This window comes from Rhizobium sp. UGM030330-04 (assembly GCF_003208455.1).
Lineage (GTDB): Bacteria > Pseudomonadota > Alphaproteobacteria > Rhizobiales > Rhizobiaceae > Agrobacterium > Agrobacterium rhizogenes_A.
In genome coordinates this window covers 116,109-132,236 of the sequence record NZ_QKML01000003.1, presented here as the reverse complement: position 1 = coordinate 132,236, position 16,128 = coordinate 116,109, and the positions used below count along the sequence as shown (strand labels likewise).

The window sequence follows — 16,128 nt, the reverse complement described above, 5'->3', positions numbered from 1 at the left end:
ATGCCGGGGTTGGGTCGGTCAGGCCCTGATGAGACGGGGGAACCGTCAGGTGACTCCGCACTGGTCCAGCCGTGCACGCAAAAACACACCTTCCCGTCTTGCGGGGTTCGATAACGTAAACGCTCGATATGTCACGGAAACCGCGTGCAAAAGAGGTGTTGCTTTCGTGGTGTTTTTGGGCACACAAATGCCACGCTGTGGATCAGTGTCGTTGGTGTACCACAAAAATAGGCGCAAATCAATAATTTGCTTCGACCGTGGCCGCAACATCACATGGCGGCTCAATAACCGCCTAAAAATTAGCCGCTAAAATACTGTCAAATGCTTCGCGACGGACCCTCATGGCAAAAGAAGCAAAAAAATTTCACTTACCGACTGAAGAAACACGAAAGCCTCTTAAACTCTTCGTAATTCCACGCCAATATCCGATTCGACTGAAAAGGCAAAATCCGTAAATTGGCGGTGCTTTTTTATATTAAAGTGTGATTTTTGGAGGAATCCACGTCAAATGGGCTACAGAAATAATCCAAAACGCGAAAAACAGATCGAAAAAGCGCGCCAGCAGGCAATTGCCGAAAATGTCCAATTTCTTGATCCAGGTATTCTTTATGGAAGGGCAAGTGCCGACGATATAGAATATTATTCCGCGGAGATGCTGGCAGCGAGCGCGGCTCACAGTTTCCAGGCGCTTTCGCACTGGACCGGAGAGACGCCCCATATCAGCATCACCCAGGTGGACGGCGTTTCACCGCGGGATATTCCGGTAACGGTCCTGACGATTATCGGCCGCAACATGCCCTTCCTTTATGATTCCGTGATGGGCGAGGTCACCAGCAGCTATCGCGGCCTTTATCTGGCAGTCCACCCCATCCTCGTCCGCGATGAGGACGCGCGGGCCGGTTACCGCCTTGCCGAGCCAGAGGACGATCCGGCTGAGAATATCAGCCTCATACAGCTTCATATCGCGCCGCTGACACAGCAGGCCGCCGCAGCGCTTGAAGAGCGCCTGCGTTTCGTGCTGACGCAGGTCCAGTTCGCCTATCGCGACTGGCGGCCCATGCTGGCGAAACTCGACGAGGCGCTGGATGAATTGTCCAAGCGCGGCTCCTCGCGACGCAAGGCCGAGCGGACGGAAGCCGTCGAATTCCTCAACTGGCTTCGCAACGACAATTTCACCTTCCTCGGCATGCGTGACTACACCTATTCCGGCAAGGGGAAGAACGCGAAGATCGAGCGCGGTGATGGCGTCGGCCTCGGCAGCCTGAGCGACCCGGATGTGCGCGTGCTGCGCCTGGGCAAGAACGCCGTGACGACGACGCCCGAAATCCTCGCCTTCCTTGATGGCCCGGATTTCCTCATCGTCACCAAGGCGAATGTGAAATCCATCGTGCACCGTCGTGCCTATATGGACTACATCGGCATCAAGCGCTTTGACGAGGACGGCAACGTCATCGGCGAATTGCGCATCGTCGGCCTTTTCACGGCGACTGCCTATACACGTTCGGTCAAGCAGATACCGCTGCTGCGTGCCAAGGTGGCGGATGTCGAGCGGCATTTCGGCTTCGACCCCAACAGCCACTCCGGCCGCATCCTGCAGAACACGCTGGAAGCCTATCCGCGTGACGATCTCTTCCAGATCGAGACCGATCTTCTGATCCGTTTCATCGAGCAGATCATGGAACTGAGCGACCGTCCGCGTGTGCGGGTCCTTGCGCGTATCGACCGTTTCGACCGCTTCGTTTCCGCCATCATCTTCGTGCCGCGCGAGGAATATAATTCCTATGTGCGCGAGAAGATCGGCGATTATCTGAGCAAGGTCTATGACGGACATATCTCCGCCTATTACCCCGCCTTCCCTGAAGGCGCCGTCGCCCGCGTCCATTTCATCGTCGGCCGCACGGAAGGCAAGACGCCGCGCATTGCCCAGGACAAGCTTGAAGACGCCGTCAGCGACATTGCGGCGCGCTGGATAGACCACTTTATTGGCTTGTCGGAACCGGGCGCACCGGTGCTGGAGGTGGATCAGGCCTATCAGGAAGCCTTCACGCCCGAAGAGGCGATCGGCGACATGCCGGATATTCTGGGCGCGGCAAAGGGTGAACCGGTCCGCATCGAATTCTATCAGCAGGAAGGCCAGTCGCCCGAGACGCTGTCGCTGAAAATCTTCCACCGCGATGGCCACCTGCCGCTTTCGCGGCGTGTGCCGCTGCTCGAAAATCTGGGCTTCAACGTCATCAGCGAACGTACCTTCGATATCGGCGTCGTTGCGGATGGCGAAAAGCGCGATATCGTGCTGCACGACATGGAACTGTCCGTCGCTGCGGGCACGACGCTCGATCTGCCGCATTACGGGCCGAAACTCGAGGAGGCCTTCCTTGCCGCCTTCTCCGGCAAGGTGGACAATGACAACTTCAACCGTCTGATCCTTGCCTGCGGCCTGACAGTGCGCGAAGTCTCTGTGCTGCGCGCCTATGCCCGGTATCTGCGCCAGACCGGCATCGTCTATTCGCAGGAGCATATTTCCGAAACGCTCTACAAATATCCGGCCATTTCCCGGAATATTTTCGCACTGTTCAAGGCCGGTTTCGATCCCTCTGTCGATGAAAAGAAGCGGCTGAAAAAGCTCGCCGAGATACACAAGGCAATCGAAGCAGCCCTGAGCGGCGTTCCCAATCTCGATGAGGACCGCACCCTCAGACGTTACGTCAACGCCATCGACGCGACGCTGCGCACCAATTACTTCCAGAAAAATGCCGATGGCACGCCACGTGACATTCTGGCGTTCAAGTTCGATCCCAAACATCTGGATGGCCTGCCGGACCCGCGCCCCTTCCGCGAAATCTTCGTTTACGGAACCGAGGTCGAAGGCGTGCATCTGCGCTTCGGCAAGGTCGCGCGTGGTGGTCTGCGCTGGTCGGATCGCGGCCAGGATTACCGCACGGAAGTGCTCGGCCTCGTCAAGGCACAACAGGTCAAGAATGCGGTGATCGTGCCGGTTGGCGCCAAGGGCGGCTTCTTCCCGAAGAACCTGCCGGCCGGCGGCTCCCGCGATGAGGTCTTTAATGCCGGCCGCGAGGCCTACAAGACCTATATCCGCACCCTGCTGTCCATCACCGACAATATCGTCGATGACGCCATCATACCGCCTGCCGATACGCTGCGGCTCGACGGTGACGACCCCTATTTCGTTGTCGCCGCCGACAAGGGAACGGCAACCTTTTCCGATACGGCAAACGGCCTTGCCCGCGAAGCCGGCTTCTGGCTGGACGACGCCTTCGCATCGGGCGGTTCCGCCGGTTACGACCACAAGAAAATGGGCATCACCGCACGCGGCGCATGGGAAACGGTAAAGCGCCATTTCCGTGAAATGGACACCGACATCCAGACCACACCCTTCACTGTGGCGGGTGTTGGCGACATGTCCGGTGACGTCTTCGGCAACGGCATGCTGTTGTCGGAAAAGATCAGGCTCATCGCCGCCTTCGATCACCGCGACATCTTCATCGATCCCGACCCCGATACCGACAGGTCCTTTGCAGAGCGCAAGCGGCTTTTCGAACTGCCGCGTTCCAGCTGGCAGGATTATGACCGCTCGGCCCTCTCCGGCGGTGCGATGATCATCTCGCGTTCCGAAAAATCGGTGACGCTGACGCCGGAAGCCGTCGCTGCCATCGGCATCGACAAATCCGTCGCCACACCCTTCGAGATCATGACCGCCATTCTGAAGGCGCCAAACGATCTCCTCTGGTTCGGCGGCATCGGCACCTATATCAAGGCGGCGGTGGAAACCAATGCCGAGGTGGGCGACAGGGCGAACGACCCCATCCGCGTCAACGCCACCGAACTGCGCGCCAAGGTCATCGGCGAAGGCGCCAATCTCGGCATCACCCAGAAGGGCCGCATCGCCTATGCGCTTTCGGGCGGACGTTGCAACTCCGATGCCATCGACAACTCGGCCGGGGTGAACTCCTCCGACGTCGAGGTCAACATCAAGATAGCGCTTGCCTCCGCCGTTAACAGCGGCCGCCTGACGATGCCGAAACGCAACCAGCTTCTCGCTTCCATGACGCCGGAAGTGGCGCAGCTGGTATTGCGCAACAACTACCTGCAATCGCTGGCGATCTCGCTGACGGAACGGCTCGGGCTTGCAAACCGCGAAGAGCTCGGCCGCCTGATGGGTGCATTGGAGGCAACCGGGCAGCTGAACCGCAAGGTGGAAACCCTGCCTGATAATGCCGAGTTCAGCGAAAGATACGCCTCCGGCAAGCCGCTGACCCGGCCGGAAATCGGTGTGCTGCTATCCTATGCCAAGCTGACGCTGTTCGATGCGCTGGTGGCAAGCCCGCTGCCGGATGAGCCCTATCTCCAGCATCTGCTCGTCGACTATTTCCCGGCCAAGATGCAGAAGAACTATGCGGACGATATCAAGGCACATCGCCTGCACCGCGAGATCGTTGCAACCGCGCTCGCCAATGCCGTCGTCAACCGTGGTGGCCCGGGCTTCGTGCAGAAACTTGCCGATGCCAGCGGATTATTGGCGGCCGACGTCGTGAAAGCGGCCGTCATCGTTGAAGATGGTTTCGGTCTCAAGCGCCTTTGGGCAGAGGTCGATGCACTTGACGGCAAGGTTGGCGGCCAGGTCCAGAACGGGCTTTATGCTACGATCACCCGCATCTTCTCCGATGCGAGCAGGCTATACCTGCAAACGGGAAGCGCGGCGACGGGCGACATGGCGACCGAGATCGAGCGTCTGAAGACCGCGATCAAGACGCTGTCGCCGACAGCGGCGAAATATCGCCGCGAACTGGGCGTGACAGAAATCGACGGCGTTCCTTTCACTCTTCTGGAGGAGCTGGATACGCTTTCCCTGCTGGTCTATGTGCCTGAAATCATGCGCATTGCCGAAAGTGCGGGCACAACGCTTGCCCGCGCCGCCGAAAGCTATGCCACCGTATCCTCGACCTTCCGTGTGGCACGCCTGCTCGATGCCAGCCAGCGCATCGCACCGGCCGATCATTACGAGAGCCTGGCTCTTCTACGCAGCCAGGACCAGATCTCCTCGTCCAGACGCCGGATCGTCATCTCTGCATTGACGGAGTATGCGAAAGAGAAAGATCCGGTTCAGGCCTGGTATGCCGCCGACCGCGTGCGGGTGAACCGCATCGTCTCCGAGCTGGGCGCCCTCAGCGAAAGCGGTGATACCAACCTTGCCCGCCTGACCGTGGCGGCGGGGCTGCTTGGCGATATCGTTCAGGCGCGCTGATCGGCAGTCTTGAAAACACCATCCGGGTTATCGACCCGGATGGTGACAAACGAAGCGGATGACCGGCATCCCGCACTCTATCCTTCCCGATTATCCGATAGGACGATGAATGACTGTCCCCTCCCAAAACGCGGAAACAGTGGTTGCCAAACGCGGCATCTGGGGCTGGGTCATGTTCGACTGGGCGGCGCAGCCGTTTTTCACCGTCGTCACCACCTTCGTTTTCGGGCCTTATTTCGTCGCCCGGCTCACCGATGATCCGATTTCGGCACAGGCGACATGGAGCAATATGGCGACGGTCTCCTCGATCATCATCGCCCTCTTCTCGCCCATCCTCGGCTCCATCGCTGATCAATCCGGCGCGCGCAAACCGTGGATCGCCTTTTTTGCCGTCATCAAGATCGTCAGCCTTTTCTTATTGTGGTTTGCGGCGCCGGGTTCACCGATCATCCTGCCGATCATCTGCATGATCCTTGCTTCCATCGCGGCGGAATTCTCGATTGTCTTCAACGATTCCATGATGCCGCGACTGACCAACCCGCAAAATGTCGGGCGCATTTCCAATCTCGCCTGGGGGCTGGGTTATCTCGGCGGCATGGTAGTGCTGATTGCGGTGGTGACACTTCTGGCCGCGAGCCCGCAGACCGGGCTGACCATCGCCGGCATCAAGCCGCTCTTCGGACTCGACCCGGCAACCGGTGAAGACGCCAGAATAACCGGCCCGCTCGCAGCACTCTGGTATCTCATCTTCATTCTGCCGATGTTTCTGTTGACCCCGGACGCCGAAAAGGGCCTGCCGTTCAAGGCCGCGATCCGTTCAGGGCTGGGGGAGCTAAAGATCACGCTCCGCGAGCTGCGCTATCGCCCCGTGCTTTTGCGGTTTCTGATCGCGCGCATGCTCTATCAGGACGGCGTCAATGGCGTTCTCATACTCGGCGGCGCCTTTGCCGCCGGCATGTTCGGCTGGGCGACGATGGAAATCGGCCTCTTCGGCATTCTCCTCAACGTCGTCGCCATCGCGGGCTGTTTTGCCGCCGGGCGCGTCGATCAGAAACTCGGTTCGCGCATCACCATCCTCATCAGTCTGGTGCTTCTGCTGCTGGCCACGCTCGGCATCGTCTCCACGGAAAAGGGATCGACCCTGTTCGGCTGGATACAATTATCCACGGTAGACAATGGCGGCATCTTCGCCACCGGCGCGGAAAAGGCCTATCTGCTCTATGGCGTGCTGATCGGCCTCGCCTTCGGCCCCGTTCAGGCCTCGTCACGCTCTTATCTCGCCCGCAATATCACCGTGGCGGAAGCCGGCCGTTATTTCGGCATCTACGCGCTTTCCGGGCGCGCCACGAGTTTCATGGCAACGCTGTCGTTTTCCATAGCGACCTATATAAGCGGCTCCGCCCATATTGGCATGGCCACGCTCATCGTGTTCCTGGGCGCTGGATTCCTGCTGCTGCTGCGCGTGCCTGAACGCGCCGCAAGTTGACCGATCTAAAGCCAGAGATGCGCGGGAGACAACGCGCTCGGCATCGTCAACGTCATCCTCTGGCCTGACCTGAGGATGATAAAGGATGTTTTCAACACGTTAGTCAGCGATCAGAAAACTGCATCGCATACATAGGCGAGCGAAGCCGGAACAGCGCGCCACTTCCGGCATACTCCTCACGCCATCACAGCTGGTCGAGCTTTTGCTGCAATGCGCGCAGCTGCGCCTTCAGCTCATCGATTTCGGATGCATTCGGCTTGCGGGTTTCCTTGGGCGCCTGCGGCATTGCGAAAGGCGTGAAACCCTGCATCGCCTGCCGAAACAGTTCCGTATTGCGGCGGATCTGCTCCTCCATCATTTGCAGCGGCGCCTGAAAATTGCGGGCAAGAGAGCCGTCGCCAAAAGCCTTGGCCATATGCTCCTGCATCTGGCTCTGCTGGTCGGAGAACGTCTTCATCGAATGTTCGAGGAAGGTCGGCACGACCATCTGCATCTGGTCGCCGTAATAGGAGATCAACTGTCGCAGAAACGCCGTCGGCAACAGCGTATTGCCGGTTTTGGCCTCCTGTTCGACGATGATCTGCGTCAGGACAGCATGGGTAATATCTTCGGACGACTTGGCATCCTGGACCTTGAAGTCCTCGCCGCGCTTGACCATCTGCGCCAGATCATCAAGCGTCACATAGGTGCTGGTGCCGGTGTTGTAGAGCCGCCGGTTGGCGTATTTTTTAATGATTGTTTCGCCGTCGTGTTTCGCCATGCCCGCCTCCTCGCGATGATGGTATTTTTTTGTTTTTTGGTGTTCTTGCTCTTCCCGGCTCAAAGTGTATGCGCAAAACAAGCCCTCTGACAAATGTTTTGTGCATCGCAACAGTTTGTTTTTTGCGCAGCAATTTATCGCAAGATTCCCGGGTGATTTAGCAACATCTTTTAAAGCAACTTTCGGCATTTGACTTGTATTGAAAGCTTTGCCAGTCTCCGCCTCGCATGTGAGGAGAATAGAGATGACCCTGCCTTCAATCGTGATTGCCAGCGCTGCGCGCACCGCCGTCGGCTCTTTCAATGGCCATTTCGCCAATACGCCAGCCCATGAACTCGGGGCGGCCGTCATCGGCGCTGTGCTGGAACGTGCCGGCATCACGGCAAACGAAGTCGATGAAGTCATTCTCGGTCAGGTGCTGACGGCAGGCGAAGGGCAGAACCCGGCGCGGCAGGCGGCAATGAAGGCCGGCATTCCACAGGAGGCGACCGCCTTCGGCCTCAATCAGCTCTGCGGCTCCGGCCTGCGCGCCGTGGCCCTCGGCATGCAGCAGATCGCGACCGGCGACGCGAACATCGTCATTGCCGGCGGCCAGGAATCCATGTCCATGGCGCCTCACTGCGCCCATTTGCGCGGCGGCGTGAAGATGGGCGATTTCAAGATGATCGACACCATGCTCAAGGACGGTCTGACCGACGCCTTTTACGGTTACCACATGGGCATCACCGCCGAGAATATCGCCCGCCAATGGCAACTCTCCCGTGATGAACAGGATCAGTTCGCCGTCGCATCGCAAAACAAGGCCGAAGCGGCACAGAACGCCGGCCGCTTTGCGGACGAAATCGTCGCCTTCACGGTCAAAGGCCGCAAGGCCGATATCGTCATCGATGCTGACGAACATATCCGCCACGGCGCTTCGCTGGAAACCATGGCCAAGCTACGCCCCGCCTTTGACAAGGAGGGCACTGTCACGGCCGGCAATGCCTCCGGCCTGAATGATGGCGCAGCCGCCGCACTTTTGATGTCTGAACAGGAAGCCGCAAAACGCGGCATCAAGCCGCTGGCGCGCATCGCCTCCTGGGCAACGGCGGGCGTCGATCCCCAGATCATGGGCACCGGGCCCATTCCTGCCTCTCGCAAGGCGCTGGCCAAGGCCGGCTGGTCAATCAATGATATCGGCCTTGTGGAGGCCAACGAAGCCTTTGCCGCCCAATCCTGCGCAGTGGTGCGCGAGCTGGGCCTCGATCCGGCCATTGTCAACGTTAATGGTGGGGCAATCGCCATCGGCCATCCGATCGGTGCTTCCGGCGCACGTGTCCTGAACACTCTGATTTATGAGATGCGCCGCCGCAACGTATCGAAGGGCCTCGCAACACTCTGCATCGGCGGCGGCATGGGCGTCGCCATGTGCATCGAGGCGCTCTGAAGCCGCTATACGGCTTTCCAAAAATCAATTCCGGTTCGGTGAACAATAGGGTAGAAGCGGCCTCCCATTGGCCGCATTTCTGTGGCCGTTGAGCACGACAAACGGGTTGAGCAGGATGAAGCATCGCGCATGAGCAGGCGCTTCAGTGACAGGTCATGGAGGCCGATATGAGCCGGGTTGCGTTGATTTCCGGCGGGACGAGCGGCATAGGCGCCGCGATTGCCCGCGCCCTGCAGGCAGCCGGCTACCGGGTGGCCGTCAACTACGCCTTCACGACGGACCGGGCGGAAGCCTTCCAGAAGGAAACCGGCATCCCTGCATATCAGTGGGACGTGCGCGACTATGACGCCTGCGCAAATGGCATCGCGAAGGTGGAAGAGACCTTCGGACCGGTCGAAATCCTTGTCAACAATGCCGGCATCACCCGCGATGCCATGTTCCACAAGATGTCGCCGCAGCAGTGGCGCGAGGTGATCGACACCAACCTTACCGGCGTGTTCAACATGACACATCCCGTCTGGCCGGGCATGCGCGACCGCGGCTTCGGCCGTATCGTCAATATTTCCTCCATCAATGGCCAGAAGGGGCAGGCCGGCCAGACCAATTATTCCGCCTCGAAGGCAGGCGATATCGGTTTCACCAAGGCGCTCGCCCAGGAAGGCGCCAGCCGCAACATCACGGTCAATGCCATCTGCCCCGGTTACATCGGCACCGAGATGGTGAGAGCGATACCGGAGAAAGTCCTGGCTGAACGGATCGTGCCGCAGATTCCGGTCGGGCGGCTGGGTGAACCGGAGGAGATCGCCCGCTGCGTGCTGTTTCTGGTGTCAGACGAGGCCGGCTTCATAACCGGCTCCACGATGACGGCGAATGGCGGGCAATATTTCGCCTGACGACGGCAAACTTGACCCGCTCGGCCGCGCAAGCGGTAAACTTTTCGTGATGCCCATCGCTCCGATTTTGGTGCACACAAAAACTTGAGCACGAAAAACCGGAAAATGACAATCGCTAAGCCAATGAAAATACGATAGTTTTTGTATAGTTTAGAATGAGTCTAGAAATCTCCTGCCGATTCAAAAATAGGTTTTTCTTGACATTTGGTGTCCTGTTTTGGTTTAAGAACGAAAACAACGTGTTGCGTCATACAGGCAGTCCATCATGCTGGTTTGCAGCTGCAATTACATCACCGATCACGATATCCGGGACGTCATCAACGAACTCCTCGATGAGGACTGTTGGCAGCTGATTGTTCCTGCAAAAGTGTATCACGCCATGGAAAAACGCGGTCGCTGCTGCGGCTGTTTTCCGACCGTTGTCGACCTGATCATCAAGACCACCGAAGAATATCACGCCCGTCGCCACTCGACTGAGGCCGATGTTTTTGATTTTATGTCCCGCTTGAAGCGATTCCATGAAGAGAACAGGAGAGCGGACATTGAAAGGCGACAAAAAAGTCATCGAGCGGCTTAACGAGGCCCTTTTTCTCGAACTCGGCGCGGTGAACCAATATTGGCTTCATTACCGGCTGCTGAACGACTGGGGCTACACCAAGCTCGCAAAGAAGGAGCGCGCTGAATCCATCGAAGAGATGCAGCACGCCGACAAGATCATCGATCGTATCATCTTCCTTGAAGGTCATCCCAACCTTCAGACCCTTGCTCCCCTGCGCATCGGACAGAACGTCAAGGAAGTACTCGAGGCCGATCTGGCCGGTGAATACGACGCCCGCACCTCCTACAAGAAGTCCCGTGACATCTGTCACGAGGCCGGCGACTACGTCTCCATGAAGCTGTTCGAAACCCTGCTGATCGACGAGGAAGGCCATATCGACTTCCTCGAAACCCAGCTCGAACTGCTCGGCAAAATCGGTGAGGAAAAATACGGCCAGCTCAACGCCGATTCCGCCAACGAAGCGGAATAAGCTCTCAGCATCGGACAGGGAAAAGGCGGCCACGGGGCCGCCTTTTTTATTTGCCGGAGAGGTGACGGAACTCCGTAACCACCTTCTCATAGACAGCACGCTTGAACGGAACGATCAGTTCCGGCAGGCTTTCCATGGGCTTCCAGCCCCAGGCATCGAATTCAGCCGTATGTCCCGTCGGTGGCGGGTCGATCTGGATTTCACTTTCGTCGCCTTCGAAGCGGAAGGCGAACCAGCGCTGCGCCTGCCCGCGATATTTGCCTCTCAACCCGATACCGATCAACTCGGGCGGCAGATCATAATGAATCCAGTCGCTTGCTTCTGCCAGCAGCGTCACCGATTTCATTCCTGTCTCTTCGTAAAGCTCGCGAATGGCAGCTGTCAAAGGCCGTTCGCCATCGTCAATGCCGCCCTGCGGCATCTGCCACAATTGCGGTGAGCCGTCATATTCGGAATTGCCTTCCCGGATGCGCCGGCCAGCCCAGACGAGGCCCTCGGCATTCAAAACCATTATTCCCGCGCAGGGACGGTAAGGCAAATCTTCTGCTTTGATTGTCATGGGAAACCCGCATTGTCTGAGCGCTGAAAGGCGCGGAAATGGCCGCAGGCAAGGTTTACTGCCCCGCCGGCTCCGAAACAAGCGCAGAAACGCCGACAATCTCGACGCCGCGGCCCCCGGCTTCACGCGACCATTTGGAGATCGCCGCAATACTCTCGTCAAAAGCCGATGCGACACCAATTGCCTGGCCATTGCGGCGGGCAATGCGCTCCAGCTCGTCCAGCTTGCGCAAGATAGAAGCTTCGGTCACTTCACCATCGAGCAGAATATCGGCAAATCCCTGTGGGGCGGAGATGGCCTTTGCAATTCCGCCGCTCAGCGACTGCGCCGAGGAACCGTCATCCAGAAACAGCAGACCGCGTTTTCCGATATCGCGCATCACCGGCTCCAGCGCCGCCTGCTCGGCCAGAAAGCGTCCGCCCAGGTAATTCATGATGCCGGTATAATTGGTGATCTTCGCCATCGATCGATGCAGCCGGTCAAGATTGACCTTAGCCGGATCGCCGGCCAGCAACGTGTCCGGCCCGGGATTGGTGCCGGGATAACCGAAAGGCTCCAGCGGTATCTGGAGAAGGATTTCATGCCCCTCACGGCGCGCTTCCTGCATCCACCGCTGCAGGCTGTTGCCGCTCGCGGCAAAACCAAGCGTTACCTCCGGCGGCAATTCCCGGATCGCTTTTTGCGAACCTGTCTGGCTTAGGCCGAGACCGCCGACCACGATCGCCACCCGGGTGCCGCGCGCGCCGGACCATGGCCGGGCATATTGTTCCATCGGTCGCAGGCCATCTGCACCAACGACGGGCAGCCTGCCAAACGCAGTCTCTTCCAGCAGCTCTTCATTGGGGCGCATGGCCATGCGCGGATCCTGGCCATAGGTCTGCCCGCTCATCAGCACCGGCCCCTCGCCGTCACGGGGCCGGGGAGAATAAACGGATACCACATTGCCATCCGGCATGGTTGCGCGATTGATATTGGCGCCGGAACGGCCGCTTTGCGTCTGCAGGCCTGCATTTTCGCCGGCAGCCTGTTCCGCAACTGCTGTCTCAGGCGCCTTTGCAGCCAGCGGCGGCGTCGCCTCAGGCCCGGAGGCCGTCTTCTGCAGGTTGCCGGGCGAAAGCGCCGTATAGACGGAGAGGCCGCCGATCGAAAGAACCGCAAGCGCAGACAAAACCATAATGACGGAAAAGCGCCGGTTGATACCGGCGCTTTTTTTCTGACGACCCAGAAGCGGTTTTCGCAGGTCCGAAGGCAATGAACGATCCGTCCAAATGGTTGGGCATTCAAGAAAATGTGCCGGCTGGCCGGCGCACTATCTTACTGCTTGTTGACCACAGCCTTGTCCGGGTTCGGCGGGAAGGACGGATCCGTCTTGACGCCGCGCAACAGGTCCAGCGCATAATTGAGCTGGATATCGTCCTTGGCTTCCGGCGGCACATAGGCGGAGGAGCCCGAACCTTCATCGGTCTCGCTCTGGCCCTTGATATGGCCGGAAAGGCTGGATTCGCCCTCGGAGGTGACACGGCCCTGCAATTCCGGCGGCAACGGCTGTTCCACCTTGATGTCCGGCTCGATGCCCGTGCCCTGGATAGACTTGCCCGATGGCGTGTAATAAAGCGCCGTGGTCAGACGCAGCGCACCTGCCTCACCGAGCGGAATGATCGTCTGAACGGATCCCTTGCCGAAGGAACGCGTACCGACCACGGTCGCACGACGCAGATCCTGCAGGGCGCCGGCAACGATTTCCGAAGCCGAAGCCGAACCGCCGTTGACGAGGACGATCACCGGCTTGCCGTCGGTCAGATCGCCTGCCGTCGCGTTGAAGCGGCGTGTCTCGTCGGGATTGCGGCCGCGGGTCGAAACGACTTCACCGCGCTCAAGGAAAGCGTCGGAAACGTTGATCGCCTGGTCGAGCAGGCCACCCGGGTTAAGGCGCAGGTCAAGCACATAGCCCTTCAGCTTGTCGGCCGGCACATCCGCCTTGATCTTCTTGATAGCCTTTTCGAGATCGTCATAGGTCTTCTCGGTAAAGGAGATGACCCGCAGATAACCGACGTTGTCACCCTCGACACGGGACTTGACCGCCCGCACGGCAATGACATCGCGCACGACAGTGATGTCGAGCGGCTTGTCGGCGCCCTGACGGATGATCGTCAGCTTGATAGGCGTCTTGACGGCGCCGCGCATCTTTTCGACGGCCTGTTCGAGCTTGAGACCACGAACGGGCGTGCCGTCGATTTCCGAAATGAAGTCACCGGCAAGGATACCCGCACGCGAAGCCGGCGTATCGTCCATCGGCGAGATCACCTTGACGAGCTCGTTCTCCATGGTCACTTCGATGCCGAGACCGCCGAATTCACCCTTTGTCTGGGTGCGCATGTCGTTGGCATCCTTGGCATTCATGAAGCTGGAATGCGGATCGAGAGAGCTGAGCATGCCGTTGATGGCATTTTCAACCAGCTTCTCGTCATCGGGCGGCGTCACATATTGTGCGCGCACGCGCTCGAACACGTCGCCAAAGATCGACAGTTCCTTGTAGGTCGAAGGCCCGGCCGCCTGTGCCGGCATGCTCGCCGAATAAATCACGCTCATCGCCGTGGCGCCCATAAGCCCACCGATAAGGAGAAGCGAAACCTTACGAATCATTGTGCGCCCTTCCGGTATTTTTTGCGGTCCACCACGGTTGGGAATCAACCGGCACACCATCTTTCCTGAACTCAATGTAGAGCGTTGGCCTGTCGGTTTCCAGCGCCAATGCTGCTGCACTCGCTACTCTTTTTGCACCCATGGAGGCGATGGGCTCTCCCGAGAACACGAACATTCCCTGCCGTGTCCTCACATTGTCCATGCCCGTCATCACCACATGATATCCATCACCCGTATTAAGGATGATCATCCGTCCGTAACTGCGAAAATCTCCGGCAAACACCACGAAGCCGTCCGCAGGCGCCGTCACGATGGCTTCCGGCCCACTCGCAACGACAATCCCCTTGGAAAAGTGGCCCGTACCGTCCGCATCGCCGAAACGCCGCAGCACTTCGCCCGCAACCGGCACCTCCAGCTTTCCCTTCAAACTCGCGAAGGGATATGCGGGCGCAATGCGGTTTTTATCAGGCATTCCAGCCGCGGCCGCGGCACGCTCCTTTTCACGTTCAGCCTCGGAAAGACGCGCCACGCGCTGCTCTTCCGCGCGTGCCTTTTCCATTGCTTCCCGCACCGAGGTGATCTCGCCTTCAAGCGAACTGACCAGGCCTTCCAGGCTGGTCGCCTTGCTTGCAAGCTCCTCGGATCGCTTGCGTTCCGCCTCCAGTTCCGCCGCCGTCTGCGTATTCTTGCGGTCGTTTTCGGCAATCAGCAGGTCGAGGCGTTTTTCCTCTTCCAGACTTGCCGTCATCATACCCGTAAGATCATCCTTTTCGCGAGCGATTGCCTGCCTGAGATCAGTCAATTCTTTGAGAGCGGCGACGAGCTTGTCCGTTTCACCGCGAATACCTGGAACGACGGCACCGAGAAGAATGGCGCTGCGCACCGAAGCAAGCGCATCCTCCGGTGAGACCAGCAGGGCAGGGGGCGGATTGCGACCCATCCGTTGCAGCGCCGCCAGAACCTCGGCCAGCACGCCACGCCTCTCACGCAACGACGCCTTGACACCGTCTTCGCGAACGGAGAGCTTGGCCAGACGATCCTCGCCGTCGCTGATCCTGGTCTCCAGCGCCCTGCGCCGGGCAGCGGATGCAATCAGTTCTTCCCGGATGCGAGCGCTATCCTGATTGAGGGCAGCAATGCTCTCCTCGAGATTGCGGGTCTTGTCTTCCGAAAGACCGATGCTGTCGACCAGTTCCTCCAGATCCTGCCGGTTCTGGTCACGGCGTTTTTCCAGTGCCTGCAGTGCATCCGGAGATGAATCGCCATTTTCGGCCGGAACGGCGCCCGCATCATCGCGCGAATAGGTCGGACCGATCCCCATGACGAAAGCAGCAATAACCGCGCCCGCAAGGGCAGCGTGCCGTTTTCGTTGAGACCTGTTGTCCATTTGAACTTTCTTTGATGCCGAAGCAGAAGCGGCGATATTAGGGATTTTGCCGCGATCTTCCAAGAGGCCTGAAAGATCACGGCGGCAGAGCCGTCCGCAGCCTGTCGTGTCGCGAAGCTTCATGTTGAAATTGAGACGCCAATCCTCATCCGAACCGTTCAAACCCGGTGATAGGGATGGCCTGAGAGAATGGTGACGGCGCGGTAAAGCTGCTCGGCAATCAGGATACGAACGATCTGGTGCGGCCAGGTAAGCTTGCCGAGGTTGATAACGGCGGCGGCCCTGTCGTAAAGGGCCGGATCCAGCCCGTCAGCGCCACCTATGGCGATAACGAGTTCGCGCTTGCCGCTGTCACGCAGGTCACCAAAAAACGAAGCAAAGGCAGGACTGTCCAGCGCCTTGCCGCGCTCGTCCAGCAAGACGAGCACCGTGCCGTCGGGGAGATGTTTTTCCAGCATCGCGGCTTCTTCGCGCTTGCGCGTTTCCGCATTCGATGCCCGGCTTTCCGCCACTTCGATCACCCGCGAAAACTCCAGCCCGATCGCCGGGCCGGTCTTCGCAAGACGCTCGATATAACGGGACGCAAGATCCTTTTCCGGGCCGGATTTCAGCCGTCCCACCGCAAAAATCGAAATCCGCATCGCAAACCCGCACTTCTCGTGACCCAACAGGGTCCCGCTCTT

Annotated in this window: 12 protein-coding genes; 6 read left to right on the top strand and 6 right to left on the bottom strand. The window is 59.0% G+C overall.

Features of this window, described 5'->3' with window-relative positions:
- The first annotated feature begins 508 nt into the window (after window positions 1–508).
- Window positions 509–5,263, top strand: a complete 4,755-nt coding sequence (locus N434_RS05810) for an NAD-glutamate dehydrogenase (RefSeq protein WP_110756617.1) — start codon at window positions 509–511, stop codon at window positions 5,261–5,263.
- Between the two features lie 109 nt (window positions 5,264–5,372).
- Window positions 5,373–6,749 (top strand): MFS transporter, encoded by a 1,377-nt coding sequence (locus tag N434_RS05805; RefSeq protein ID WP_110756615.1) that lies wholly within the window; start codon window positions 5,373–5,375, stop codon window positions 6,747–6,749.
- Between the two features lie 184 nt (window positions 6,750–6,933).
- Here N434_RS05805 and phaR read toward each other — a convergent pair whose 3' ends face one another.
- On the bottom strand, window positions 6,934–7,509 hold the full coding sequence (gene phaR, locus N434_RS05800; RefSeq protein WP_003520279.1) for a polyhydroxyalkanoate synthesis repressor PhaR: 576 nt from the start codon (window positions 7,507–7,509) through the stop codon (window positions 6,934–6,936).
- A 244-nt stretch (window positions 7,510–7,753) separates the two neighbouring features.
- Here phaR and N434_RS05795 point away from each other — a divergent pair, with 244 nt between their 5' ends.
- The 4 genes from N434_RS05795 to bfr all read left to right on the top strand — a co-directional run bounded on the left by N434_RS05795 (window position 7,754) and on the right by bfr (window position 10,856).
- A complete protein-coding gene (locus N434_RS05795) occupies window positions 7,754–8,935 on the top strand; it encodes an acetyl-CoA C-acetyltransferase (protein WP_110756613.1) in 1,182 nt (393 codons plus the stop codon).
- A 167-nt stretch (window positions 8,936–9,102) separates the two neighbouring features.
- On the top strand, window positions 9,103–9,828 hold the full coding sequence (gene phbB, locus N434_RS05790; protein WP_065116075.1) for an acetoacetyl-CoA reductase: 726 nt from the start codon (window positions 9,103–9,105) through the stop codon (window positions 9,826–9,828).
- A 265-nt stretch (window positions 9,829–10,093) separates the two neighbouring features.
- A complete protein-coding gene (locus N434_RS05785) occupies window positions 10,094–10,405 on the top strand; it encodes a (2Fe-2S)-binding protein (protein WP_080600126.1) in 312 nt (103 codons plus the stop codon).
- A complete protein-coding gene (gene bfr, locus N434_RS05780; protein ID WP_065114378.1) occupies window positions 10,371–10,856 on the top strand; it encodes a bacterioferritin in 486 nt (161 codons plus the stop codon). Before N434_RS05785 ends, bfr begins: the two co-directional genes overlap by 35 nt.
- A 46-nt stretch (window positions 10,857–10,902) precedes the next feature.
- Here bfr and N434_RS05775 read toward each other — a convergent pair whose 3' ends face one another.
- From N434_RS05775 to rlmH, 5 genes are all read right to left on the bottom strand, one after another.
- Complete coding sequence (locus N434_RS05775; RefSeq protein ID WP_110756611.1) at window positions 10,903–11,415, bottom strand: RNA pyrophosphohydrolase; 513 nt, start codon at window positions 11,413–11,415, stop codon at window positions 10,903–10,905.
- A 55-nt stretch (window positions 11,416–11,470) separates the two neighbouring features.
- Window positions 11,471–12,667 (bottom strand): divergent polysaccharide deacetylase family protein, encoded by a 1,197-nt coding sequence (locus N434_RS05770; protein ID WP_110756610.1) that lies wholly within the window; start codon window positions 12,665–12,667, stop codon window positions 11,471–11,473.
- Window positions 12,668–12,729: 62 nt separating this feature from the next.
- Entirely contained in the window at window positions 12,730–14,058 is a 1,329-nt protein-coding gene (locus N434_RS05765; RefSeq protein WP_065114381.1) for a S41 family peptidase, read from the bottom strand.
- Window positions 14,048–15,445 carry a murein hydrolase activator EnvC family protein gene (locus N434_RS05760; RefSeq protein WP_065116076.1) on the bottom strand — a complete coding sequence of 466 codons (1,398 nt, stop codon included), beginning with the start codon at window positions 15,443–15,445 and terminating at the stop codon, window positions 14,048–14,050. Before N434_RS05760 ends, N434_RS05765 begins: the two co-directional genes overlap by 11 nt.
- 158 nt (window positions 15,446–15,603) lie before the next feature.
- Window positions 15,604–16,086, bottom strand: a complete 483-nt coding sequence (rlmH, locus tag N434_RS05755) for a 23S rRNA (pseudouridine(1915)-N(3))-methyltransferase RlmH (RefSeq protein ID WP_110756608.1) — start codon at window positions 16,084–16,086, stop codon at window positions 15,604–15,606.
- Window positions 16,087–16,128: the final 42 nt, after the last annotated feature.